This window comes from Oceanicoccus sp. KOV_DT_Chl (assembly GCF_900120175.1).
Taxonomy (GTDB): domain Bacteria; phylum Pseudomonadota; class Gammaproteobacteria; order Pseudomonadales; family Dasaniaceae; genus Oceanicoccus.
Genome location: NZ_FQLF01000002.1, coordinates 928445 through 939994 on the forward strand (window position 1 = coordinate 928445; position 11550 = coordinate 939994).

An 11550-nucleotide genomic window follows, 5' to 3' on the forward strand; every position below is an offset into this window, starting at 1 on the left:
CCTGTTTTATCCATACCGATTTAGATAAAAACAGATACAGCATCGTTAATCTTGAAACCTCACCGTGCAAGCATTAACGCTTAGCTGAACGATATAGCAATAATTCAGAGCAGCAGGTTTTCTTATGGGTGCGTTAAGCGGTTATAAAGTTATTGAGCTAGCGGGCATGGGACCCTGTCCAATGGCGGGTATGTTATTAGCCGATATGGGTGCCGAAGTCATTGTTATTGACCGCGACGCTAAAGCTAATCCGCTTTACGCTAAAGACATGAGCCGACGCGGTAAAAAATCCATTATCGTAAATCTTAAAAGCGAGCAAGGTCGCAATACCCTTTTACAATTAATTGCTAACGCCGATGTATTAATTGAAGGGTTTCGTCCCGGCGTTACTGAAAAATTAGGTATTGGCCCGGAAGATTGTTTGGCAGTAAACCCGGCGTTGATTTATGGCCGTATGACCGGCTGGGGACAAACCGGCCCGCTCGCACAAACTGCAGGACACGACATCAATTACATCGCGCTAACCGGCGCACTCCACTCTATTGGCGTGAAAGGTCAAAAACCGGTAGTGCCGTTAAATTTTAATCGGTGACTTTGGTGGCGGCACCATGTTTTTGGTGACGGGAATTTTAGCGGCATTGCTAGAAGCAAAAAACTCTGGCATTGGCCAAGTCGTCGATGCAGCCATGGTTGATGGCGCTGCCAACTTAATGTGGATGTGTCATAGTTTTAGCGCTGCCAAGCAATGGGACCTGGACGGTCGTGGTGTCAATATTTTAGATGGCGCTGCTTTTTTCTACGACAGCTATGAAACCAAAGACGAAAAATATATCGCTTTAGGCCCATTGAACCGCAGTTTTTTGCCAAGCTGGTTGAATTAGCCGAATTGGATAGCGAAATTTTTTCACCACAGTCTCAGGCAGACATTAAGCAATGGCCAGCACTAAAAGAACAATTAGCCAGCGTCATCAAACACAAAACCCGGGACGAATGGGATGCCATAATGGGTACTAGCGATGCCTGCGTCTCACCCGTGTTGACCGCAACAGAAGCCCCCCATCACCCCACAACAAAGCCAGAAATGCCTACCTAGAAATTGACGGCTATCCGCAACCTGCGCCGGCCCGCGGCTTCAGCCGCACCCCTTCCAGCGTAGAACACGGCCAACATGCCGCCGGTGATGACACCAAGCAAGTACTCGCTAAGCTTGGTTTGAATACTGACGAAATTCAACATTTAATCGCACTAGGCGCCGTTAAGTAACTACCCTTTTTATCAGGTATATCCCTATGAATACTTTCGAGACAGTCAATTATCAAGTGAAAAACTCACTTGCTATTATCACCTTGAATCGCCCAGAGGTTCGCAACTCACTCAACCGGCAAATGCGTATGGATATCGCCGCGGCTTTAGCCGCAGCCAGTGCCGACAAAGATGTTCGCGTCATGTTGATAACTGGCGAAGGCAAAGGCTTTTGTGCTGGCGCTGATTTAGTAGAAAAACTTCCCGGTGATAATCAGGATGGTTTTATCACCAAACAATTAAACAATGAGTACAACCCCATCATTCAGGGCATTACTGACGCACCCAAACCTGTTATCGGTGCAATCAACGGTGCTGCTGCAGGTATTGGTTCAGCCATCGCATTAAGTTGTGATTTAGTCATCATGGCTGACAACGCTTTTCTCTACTCGGCTTTTGGCGCCATTAGTTTAATCCCGGACGGCGGCAGCCATAAACTATTCCAAGATTTATTGGGCGCCAAAAAAGCCTATGAAATGATTGCATTTTCGCAACGCTTAACAGCGCAGCAATGTATTGAACTAGGTGTCGCTAATAAAGTTGTCGCTGCTGACAGCTTGCTATCAGAGGCAACCGAATGGGCACTGCAATTGGCCGCACAGGCGCCGCTAACCTTACGCTATTCAAAAGAGCTATTGAAGAAAGCAGCGACATCGCCTTTAGCCGAGGTACTGGCTGCCGAAGCTGAAATACAAAATACGTGTTATCGCAGCGAAGATTTCCAGGAAGGAGCAGCGGCATTCTTTGAAAAACGCGCGCCTAAGTTTCAGGGAAAATAAACAACAGCGATAACTTGCTTACAACAAACACCAACAAGGTAACCTGGTATGAAAACACGTATAACAGAAATGTTTGGCATCAAGCACCCCATCATCCAGGGTGGCATGATGTGGGTTGGCCGTGCAGAATTAGCTGCCGCCGTTTCCAATGCCGGCGGCCTGGGTATTTTAACGGCGTTGACTCAGCCAACACCGCAAGCATTACGCGATGAAATCGCGCGCTGCCGCACCCTGACCGACAAACCATTTGGTGTAAACCTCACTATACTTCCATCGATCAAGCCACCCCCCTACGCCGAATATATAGAAGTCATTATTGACAGTGGGATTAAAATCGTTGAAACAGCTGGCCGCAGCCCTGAAGAGTTTATGCCCGCTCTCAAAGCAGCGGGGGTCAAAGTTATTCACAAATGCACATCGGTACGCCACGCATTAAAGGCAGAAAAAGTAGGTTGCGATGCGGTCAGTGTTGATGGCTTTGAATGTGCAGGCCACCCAGGTGAGGACGATGTTACTAATTTGGTATTGCTGCCTGCAGCTTATGCAAAACTCACCATCCCGATGGTTGCCTCAGGCGGCATTGGTACCGGGTCACAACTAGCTGCCGCATTAGCCCTGGGCGCAGAAGGCATCAATATGGGCAGTCGTTTTGTTGCCACTCAAGAAGCGCCAGTACACGAAAACATGAAGCAGGCCATGGTAGATGCCGATGAACGCGCGACAACGTTAATGTTCCGGTCACTGCGCAATACTTGCCGGGTTTTCAAAAATTCAATCTCGGATGAAGTTGTTAACATTGAATCACGCCCCGGTGAAACGGACTTTTCTGAACTACAACCCTTAGTCGCCGGCGTACGCGGTCGTGAAAAATGTATCGAAGGTGGTGATATAGATGATGGTATCTGGACTGTCGGGATGGTGATGGGGTTGATTGATGATATTCCAAGCTGCGAACAATTAATTGAACGTATGGTAGATGAGGCCACTGCAATTATAAACAACCGTTTACATAATATGGCAAACGATTAATCTCTTGCTAAGCGATAGTGGCTCAAACCCCAACAGAAATAATTCGATATTGAGGCTTAACTAAATCGTGAGGTCTGTTTTCAATAAACAAGCTGGTCTTTTACTTATATATGTTGAGATTTAAAGCTGTTGATGAGTGCCAGCAGAGGATCCTCTTTTTTACGTCATTCCCGTATATGGACTCCTTCTATTCTGCAAAAGGCGGGAACCCAGTTGCGATTAACGATCAAGATTGCTCGAGCTTTTTTATAAACTGAAAAAGCAGAGTATTTTACAAGTGTCGACTGTATTCGAACCCTTAGCGCTCCGTAGCTCTGGATCCCACGCCTACGCGTAGGATGACGACCTGTAAATTAAATCTCAACTTTGTATTTCATAGAATTGACAGTGTATTTATAGATTCAAACGCTACAAAGTGACATTTAATTCCGGACAGCAATGCGCCTGCGGGAGTGATGTTTACTATATAACTTCTGCTTAGTGCCATTAGCGTACAGCGTGCATGGCCTCATACCTTCGAAGAGCCTGTCCTCGAATAATTGAATCGGGAGACCGAGCCGAAACTCAGCTTGTTGCGCACACCAGTGTTGGAGGGCTTTCCACACCAATCCATGTACCTGGTGTATCCATCAAACAAAAATGTGTCACCAACCCCCACACCAATAACGTAAACATTAATTGACGTTAAGTAAACTTGTATTGACACTTAGTTTTTACCCACATAACCTATGCTCAAATAAACCGCACGGGGCAGCACAGTGAATACAAAACAAAAGGTTGGCTACATTGGTTTAGGCAATATTGGCAAACCCTCCGCCGAGCGACTCATTAATCGCTTTCAGGCACACGTGTATGACGTCTACCAACCTGCGGTACAGGAGCTGATCGACAAAGGCGCTATTGGCTGTACCACCACCGCCGAACTCGCCAAGCTCTGCAGCCACATCGGCATTTGCGTGCGCGATGACCAGCAAGTCGAAGACTTGCTCTATGGCGACGGCGGACTGTTTAAAAACGTTACCGCCGACACCATTATTGCTATTCACAGCACTGTCACCCAAGCCAATTTATTGAAATGGGCCAGCGACGCGAGTGCTCTCAATATCCATTTAATTGATGCGCCGATTACTGGCGGTGCCCACCGTGCAGTTGAAGGCACGCTCTGTTATATGGTAGGCGGTGATGCAGCGATTGTGGCCCGCGCGCAACCGGTATTTGAAACTTCTGCAGAAAAAGTGGTTCACGCCGGCGATTTGGGCACAGGTATTGCGCTAAAACTGTGTAATAACTTTATCCAATACGGTGAATTTGTGTTGTTGGCCGAGGCCACCAAACTTGCCGACCGCTGCGGCCTTTCAGTCGATGTGCTGCGCGAAGTTGGCCGTTCCAACGGCGTGATAAACGAGCAGATGCATATGTTTGTTTCGGGTCGCAATAGCATGGCGCCATCCTATAGCAATGAACAGATGATCGAGTACTTCGGCACCATGGGCAAACTGGCACGTAAAGACCTGGAGTGCGCACTAAACACCGCTAAAGACCATAATGTGGTACTGCCAACCGCTGAATACTTATGCGACCGCATTGAAGATGTATTCGTCGGCAAAGATGAATCGCGCCTTGATTGAAATCAAATAGCAAAATAACAACCAAAGAAATAATTCCCGGAGACAGTAATGAACCCAGAGAGCAACTTATTAATTGATGGTGAACTGGTGACTGCCAGCAGTGGTAAAACCTATCCCAACATCAACCCGGCAACCGAAGAAGTTATTGGTCATGTCGTTGATGCCGGCCCTGAAGAAATGGATCAGGCCATCGCGGCTGCTCGCAGAGCTTTTGACCACACTGACTGGTCAACAAACCACGCCTTCCGGCTCAAATGCCTGCAGCAATTAAAAGCCGGACTGCTAGCAGAAATGGACGATTTCAAATTACAAATTGCTGCCGAAACCGGAGCGCCGCTAGGCATTTGTGGCAGCGGCGGTCCGCACTGCGAAGTGCCCATCAGTTTTATGGATTTCAGTCTTGAGGCATTACCCAAATTCGAATGGAGCCGGGACATTGGCCAGTATGAATTAATGAATATCAAAAGCCGCCGCTTGGTAGAGAAAGAAGCCATCGGCGTGGTCGCTTGCATTACCCCCTGGAATGTTCCACTGCAAATCAATTTGGCCAAGTCTATTCCGGCACTGGCAGCCGGCTGCACCGTAGTATTAAAAGCCGCACCAGACACCCCTTGGTCAGCCACCACTCTGGGCCGCATTATCAAAGAACACACGGATATTCCCGCCGGTGTATTTAACGTGATCACGGCAGCAGACCCGCAAATCGTCGGCGAGCAATTGGTAACCGACCCACGGGTAGACATGATTTCTTTTACCGGCTCCACCGCCGTTGGCAAACATATCATGGCACAGGCGGCTAAAACCGTTAAAAAAGTGTTTCTGGAACTGGGCGGAAAATCCGCCAATATCATGTTGGATGACGCTGATCTCAGTAGCAGCTTATTAAGTGCACTGGCCGTTTGTTTTCATGCCGGCCAAGGCTGTGCACTCAATACCCGCCTGCTGATCCCCAAAGCCAAACAGGCAGAAGTCGAAGAGCTGTTAACAAGTTATTTTGGCTTTATTAGCTACGGCAATCCCGACTCCGATGAAATTATGGGGCCGTTAGTCAACGCCAAACAACGCGACCGCGTGTTGAGCTATATACAAAAAGGCAAAGACGAAGGCGCCCGCGTTTTACTAGGCGGCGGCAGGCCAGAGCAACTGGAAAAAGGCTATTACGTACAACCCACCGTCTTTGTCGATGTTACTAACGATATGACTATAGCGCGGGAAGAAATTTTTGGCCCGGTACTCTGTGTTATCGCCTATGAAGATGAAGCCGATGCCATTCGCATTGCCAACGATTCTGAATTTGGTTTATCCGGCAGCGTCTGGTCCGCTTCAGAAGAACGCGCACTGGCTGTTGCCCGGCGCATTCGCACTGGCACCATCAACGTCAATGGCGGTAATTTCTACGCCGCCGACGCACCTTTTGGCGGTTACAAACAAAGTGGTATTGGCCGCGAAATGGGCCCTGAAGGCTTTGAGGAATATCTTGAAACCAAAACCATCGCTATTGGGATTTCGTAGCAACGCCACAAACCCATACCCAAATAAATCAGTCACTTAAAAAGAGAACACAAGATGAACAATGTACTCGGCTATGAAAATAAAAATGTGGTCATCACTGGTGCGGCTTCCGGCATGGGGCAAGCGGCAGCTCAGCAACTGGTAGATTTAGGCGCAAATGTCTTTGCTCTGGATATTGCTTCTATTACCGTACCCGTTCACAAAGCCATCAGCGTTGATATGAAAAACGCCACCTCAATAGATGCCGCTGTCGCCGAACTTCCCGACAATATTGATGCGCTGTTTAATTGTGCCGGCGTGCCTTCTCCCCCTTTTTCAGCTGCAGACACCATTTTGATTAACTTCAGTGGCTTGCGCTACCTGACTGAAAGTTTGTTGCCACGCATCAGCGCAGGTGGCGGTATCGCCTCTATCGCCTCTACCGCAGGCATGGGCTGGAAACCAAAAATTGAAACCGCTAAAACCTTCCTGGCACTGGACAACAGTTTAGAGGTTGCCGCGCAGTGGATTGCGGATCACCCACTCGAGAGTTCAGATGGCTATGGCTTTTCCAAGCAATGCATTATTGCTTACACCATGACCATGGCAAAAAAACTGGCCAAGAAAAATATTCGTATTAATTGCATTTCACCGTCACCAACCGCCAGCGGCTTTATGGATACACTTAAAGGCGAAGGAAAAATGCCAGCAGAAGCAATTGATTTATTTCTTCCTTCCAATGGTCGTTATGCCACCGGCGCAGAAATGGGTGAACCGCTGGTATTACTCAACAGCAAAATGGCCAGCTTTGTTAGCGGCGTTAATTTGCCGGTAGATTTTGGTTACTGTGCGGAAGTCTTTATCGGTGATCGCGATGATCTGCTAGGTATTAGCTAATTTTTTCAGCTAGCGATTTCAGCCACCAGAATATTGGCAACTCCGCGGTAAATTTACCTTGAAACCAAATACACCAGCAGCACTGATATGAGCCAAAAAAACAATCAACAAGCAGCCAGCATCGGGATAACTTAGCCCGTAATATTCTGGATATTACGCTATTGCTGGAATCAGAAATCATGACTGCATTGATCAACACCTATGGTCATAAAAAACTCAAGCTGAGCTTTGAACCCTATATATTTATGGCCGCCAATGGCGAGGCCAAACTTAGCGATATTACAGAGCGGTTAGGCATCTCCCGTCAGGCGGCAAATCAAGTAGCCAAACAAATCGAAGCGGCTGGCTATATTAAACGCTCAGAAGACCCATTAGATAAACGTTCGAAGCGTATCGCATTGACAAAAAAAGCTAAACAATTAATACATGATGGCGCTATCGAAACCGGCAAACAACAATCCCTGTTCGCCGATATCATTGGCCAGAAAAGCCTCAAAAATATCACGCAACTAGTTGAAAAACTGAATATCAAACTCGGCCTGTTAACCAGCTTTAAACCCCCTTCAGGCATCCCATCGCCGCTCGCTGCTACCCTGCCTCGACTATCCGAATATATCAATCAACGACTACGTGAAATCACCAAAAGCAAAGGTCACCCTGATTTAAAACCCCGATATGGCTCAGTGCTAAAAAATATCGGGCCGTTAGGTGGGCACATTCAAACCATGGCAAGAGAACAAGGCGTGAGTAAACAAGCCATCAGCCTGATCGCCAGCGAACTGGAGCAATTGGGTTATATCGAGCGACAATCCGACCCACTGGACCCGCGCCAGCATGTATTTTTTTCACAGCAGCCGGGCATCGCTTGATTAGCGATTCCAAACAAGCCATGCAGGAACTGGAAGTGGAACTCGCGGCACTTATCGGTCAAAAAAATCTCAACACGATCAAATCAGGATTAACCACGCTGGCGATAGCACTCTGCGACCAGCAAGATGAAGAACTTACTCTGCTGGCCAAAAAACTTAGCCAACAACTCGGCCCCGATAAAGCACTGGCGCTGGGAAAACTGCTTATTTCAAATAATGACTAACCATCAAAAATCAAAGAGGTTTTACCATGAGCAATGACGAACGCAGAAATACAGGTAAAGAAAAAATAATGGATGTCTATGCCGGTGACGTTGTCGTCCCGGAGCAAGGCTATGCCTTTTCCGACATTATGCTGGAAACTTTATTCGCTGAAATATGGACACGGGACATTATCTCCATGCGCGACAAACGCATCCTGTTGCTCGGTATGATAGCCGCCCAAGGGGAAGCTACGACCTTCAAGATACAAACTAAGGCAGCGATTAAACGCGGTGACTTAAACGCCGAAGAGATTCGTGAGCTCCACCTTTTTATCGCTCAGTACTGTGGTTACCCGAAAGCGGCAGCAATGCTTTTCCCTATGGAGGAAGCTATTGCTGAAGCCACTAAAGATCTTGAAAAAGCCAAGGAATCTGGTGCTGAGTAACCCCGCACATACATTCAGAACTCGCTAAAGCTATCAGGCAATTATTATGACACTTGCATACAACTGGCCCGCCGGCCTTATCACCGTACTACTCGTCATCGGTATTATTACGATCAGTAAATTTCTTTTATTTCGTATTCCTGCGCTAGCTAATAGCCGGGAAACCGACGAAGAGAAAAACAAAGATAAATGGCGCAACAAGGGCAAAAAATACCATCATCGCGTCAAAGCCAGCCAGAAAATCGGGCTCGGTTTTTCTTTAGCATTTTATCTCGGCGTGCTGCCTTTTTTAGTCACACTAGAGCCGCAACCGATCAGTAAAATACTCATTGACTCCGTGCTGATTCTGATGGTTTATGATTTTTTCTATTACCTCACGCACCGTTTTGTATTTCACGGCCAGGGTTATTTTCGGATGGTACACGCAGTACACCATCAAGCCCGCAGCCGGGTCAGCTCCATAGATTCTTTTCTGTTGCACCCCTGGGAAATTTTTATAGGTATCGGCCTATTTTACCTTGTGACTTCGATTATTTGTTTACTCAATGGCGAACCTTTCCATATTGCCACCATCGTTTTTTGCAATATCGTCTATACCCAATTAAATCAAATCAATCACTGCCGGATTGATCTCAAAGGCTTCCCATGGAAAACCATCAACTGGATTGCTATGAAACACGATGCCCATCATCTGGACATGCACCGCGGTAATTACTCCACTATTACCCTATTCTACGACTGGTTGTTCCGCACCATAGAACGTCACCCTAACGAAGACCTGACGATAGAGAATACTCAGAGTAACTGATAGCGATGCCTATACTGATACCAACATTAAACTGCGGTCTCAGCCAATGAAAAATACCTTTGTTGTTTTGCTAACTGCATCCCTAACGCTGGCAGGATGCAGCCCAAAACAGGACGGCAGCCTATTCCCGCCTATAACAAAGAGGCCGCCGCCCCGATCCCGGCAAAACCCGCTGTGACTTTTAACGCCAATAAAAATGTATTCTGGGGTGATTTACATATCCACACCAGCTACTCCACCGATGCCTACACCATGGGCGTACGCACCACACCGGATGATGCCTACACGTTCACCCGCGGCGGTGAAATTGCGCATGGCGCGGGTTACGGCATCAAAATTAAACGACCACTGGATTTCGCCGCCGTCACGGATCACTCCGAATACCTTGGTGTGTTGCGCGACCAGCAACCAGAGTTACTGCTGAGCAAGCGCAGTTTACGCCAGCGGCTGCTGGAAGATAGCCGGATCCGCAATACCCTCTTTTTTATTCGCTCGCTGGGTACCTTTGACTTAAAAGACGTCGATGCTGATACCACCCCGCAAGCCAGCTATAACGCCTGGCAAGACACTATTGCCGCCGCAGAGCGCCACTATATTCCCGGCGTTTTCAGCACCTTTGTTGCCTATGAATGGTCGTCACAACCCGATACCCGCAACCTGCATCGCAACGTTATTTATCGCGACACCCACGTTCCCGCCTTTCCTTATAGCTCACTGGAATCGTTAGACCCGAGAGATCTTTGGCAAGCACTGGAATCACAGCGCGAACAGGGCATGACGATGATGGCGATCCCCCACAACGGCAACGTGAGTGACGGCCTGATGTATGACGCAGTCGCTTTCGATGGCAAAAAAATGGATGCCGGCTATGCCCAACAACGGCTGCGCAACGAACCTTTAAGTGAAATATTCCAGGTCAAAGGCTCGTCAGAAACTCACCCCGAGCTGTCGCCCACGGATGAGTTTGCCGGCTTTGAAATTTACGACACCCTGCTGTCTCATTCATTTGAACTGTCACAACCAAAGGGCAGCTATAGTCGCGATGCCCTGAGACTAGGCCTTGAACTGTCTCATCGCGAAGGTTTTAATCCCTATCAATTCGGTGTGATCGGCGCCTCCGATGGCCACAATTCAAGCTCACCAGTAGAAGAAGACAATTACCACGGCAAGTTACCACTACTCGATGGCAGTGCCGGCTTGCGAATGGCCACTGCAACTTTTTTACCTGACGATATGCCCGGCGGCAGACGCTGGAGTGCCGCTGGCTTGGCAGGCGTCTGGGCAGAGCAAAATACCCGCGAATCCATCTATGATGGCATGGCCAGCAAAGAAACCTATGCCACCTCCGGCCCTCTCATTACCGTCCGCTTTTTTGGCGGCTGGGACTTTTCTGATCAACTACCTCTAGAAAATGATTGGATAGCCACAGCCTACGACACCGGTGTTGCCATGGGCAACATCCTCAAACCGCACCAAGAGCAGCTACCAGAAAACGCCCCCCGCTTTGCCATCGCCGCCAGTCGCGACCCTGACGGAGCCAATCTGGACCGTATCCAAATTATCAAAGGCTGGATTGATGCATCAGGACAAAGCCATGAAAAAGTTTATGAGGTCGTCTGGTCCGGCGAGCGCAGTATCGATAAAAACACCGGAAAACTTTCTGCGGTTGGCAATACCGTTAATACCAAACAGGCGAGCTACCAAAATACTATTGGCGCATCACAACTAATGACCGTATGGCAAGACCCGGATTTTTCTAGCGAGCAGCAAGCATTTTACTACGCTCGCGTATTGGAAATACCTACCCCGCGCTGGACAACGTTTGATGCAAAAACGCTAGGTATTGACGCGCCAGAACCTTCGTCTATTCAGGAGCGGGCCGTTACTTCGGCGATCTGGTATCGGCCTTGAGAGAAGCGACGCTTAAAAAAACACAGGGACTTAAGGTCGACTGCTAAAAAATTGAATTAACACTGTGGCCTGCACCCGATTTTCAAGAAAGGTATTCAGACACCATCAATGACGGCAAAGGTGCCATCGCAATCGAATAGTAAACATTCATCTCACTCTTTGTACATAGACAAAATTACGTCTAAGT

At 48.0% G+C, this 11550-nt stretch carries 11 protein-coding genes and 1 pseudogene; all 12 read left to right on the top strand.

What is annotated here, in order from left to right:
- Positions 1-124: 124 nt before the first annotated feature.
- Positions 125-592: a CoA transferase gene (locus UNITIG_RS25525; RefSeq protein WP_369809155.1), complete on the top strand. Its 468-nt coding sequence runs from the start codon at positions 125-127 to the stop codon at positions 590-592.
- Between the two features lie 16 nt (positions 593-608).
- Positions 609-1093, top strand: a pseudogene (locus tag UNITIG_RS25530) (CoA transferase).
- A 196-nt stretch (positions 1094-1289) separates the two neighbouring features.
- Entirely contained in the window at positions 1290-2081 is a 792-nt protein-coding gene (locus UNITIG_RS07985) for an enoyl-CoA hydratase/isomerase family protein (RefSeq protein ID WP_101757899.1), read from the top strand.
- Positions 2082-2129: 48 nt separating this feature from the next.
- The gene (locus UNITIG_RS07990) at positions 2130-3110 is read left to right on the top strand and encodes a nitronate monooxygenase family protein (protein ID WP_101757900.1); all 981 of its coding nucleotides are present in this window, start codon (positions 2130-2132) and stop codon (positions 3108-3110) included.
- Positions 3111-3868: 758 nt separating this feature from the next.
- Positions 3869-4738, top strand: coding sequence for an NAD(P)-dependent oxidoreductase (locus UNITIG_RS07995; protein WP_101757901.1), 870 nt, complete (start codon positions 3869-3871; stop codon positions 4736-4738).
- Between the two features lie 48 nt (positions 4739-4786).
- Positions 4787-6250 carry an aldehyde dehydrogenase family protein gene (locus UNITIG_RS08000; protein WP_101757902.1) on the top strand — a complete coding sequence of 488 codons (1464 nt, stop codon included), beginning with the start codon at positions 4787-4789 and terminating at the stop codon, positions 6248-6250.
- Between the two features lie 54 nt (positions 6251-6304).
- Positions 6305-7126: an SDR family oxidoreductase gene (locus tag UNITIG_RS08005; protein ID WP_101757903.1), complete on the top strand. Its 822-nt coding sequence runs from the start codon at positions 6305-6307 to the stop codon at positions 7124-7126.
- Positions 7127-7305: 179 nt separating this feature from the next.
- A complete protein-coding gene (locus UNITIG_RS08015) occupies positions 7306-7995 on the top strand; it encodes a MarR family transcriptional regulator (RefSeq protein ID WP_101757905.1) in 690 nt (229 codons plus the stop codon).
- Positions 7992-8219: a hypothetical protein gene (locus tag UNITIG_RS08020; RefSeq protein WP_101757906.1), complete on the top strand. Its 228-nt coding sequence runs from the start codon at positions 7992-7994 to the stop codon at positions 8217-8219. Before UNITIG_RS08015 ends, UNITIG_RS08020 begins: the two co-directional genes overlap by 4 nt.
- A 26-nt stretch (positions 8220-8245) precedes the next feature.
- Complete coding sequence (locus tag UNITIG_RS08025; protein ID WP_101757907.1) at positions 8246-8644, top strand: carboxymuconolactone decarboxylase family protein; 399 nt, start codon at positions 8246-8248, stop codon at positions 8642-8644.
- Between the two features lie 46 nt (positions 8645-8690).
- Complete coding sequence (locus UNITIG_RS08030) at positions 8691-9452, top strand: sterol desaturase family protein (protein ID WP_101757908.1); 762 nt, start codon at positions 8691-8693, stop codon at positions 9450-9452.
- 96 nt (positions 9453-9548) lie between these two features.
- Positions 9549-11363, top strand: coding sequence for a DUF3604 domain-containing protein (locus tag UNITIG_RS08035; protein ID WP_101757909.1), 1815 nt, complete (start codon positions 9549-9551; stop codon positions 11361-11363).
- Positions 11364-11550 lie beyond the last annotated feature (187 nt).

Coding starts and splice junctions, on each gene's coding strand:
- UNITIG_RS07985 (WP_101757899.1), top strand. CDS start 1,290: ATGAATACTTTCGAGACAGTCAATTATCAAGTGAAAAACTCACTTGCT.
- UNITIG_RS08015 (WP_101757905.1), top strand. CDS start 7,306: ATGACTGCATTGATCAACACCTATGGTCATAAAAAACTCAAGCTGAGC.
- UNITIG_RS25525 (WP_369809155.1), top strand. CDS start 125: ATGGGTGCGTTAAGCGGTTATAAAGTTATTGAGCTAGCGGGCATGGGA.
- UNITIG_RS08030 (WP_101757908.1), top strand. CDS start 8,691: ATGACACTTGCATACAACTGGCCCGCCGGCCTTATCACCGTACTACTC.
- UNITIG_RS08035 (WP_101757909.1), top strand. CDS start 9,549: ATGCAGCCCAAAACAGGACGGCAGCCTATTCCCGCCTATAACAAAGAG.
- UNITIG_RS08000 (WP_101757902.1), top strand. CDS start 4,787: ATGAACCCAGAGAGCAACTTATTAATTGATGGTGAACTGGTGACTGCC.
- UNITIG_RS07990 (WP_101757900.1), top strand. CDS start 2,130: ATGAAAACACGTATAACAGAAATGTTTGGCATCAAGCACCCCATCATC.
- UNITIG_RS08005 (WP_101757903.1), top strand. CDS start 6,305: ATGAACAATGTACTCGGCTATGAAAATAAAAATGTGGTCATCACTGGT.
- UNITIG_RS08025 (WP_101757907.1), top strand. CDS start 8,246: ATGAGCAATGACGAACGCAGAAATACAGGTAAAGAAAAAATAATGGAT.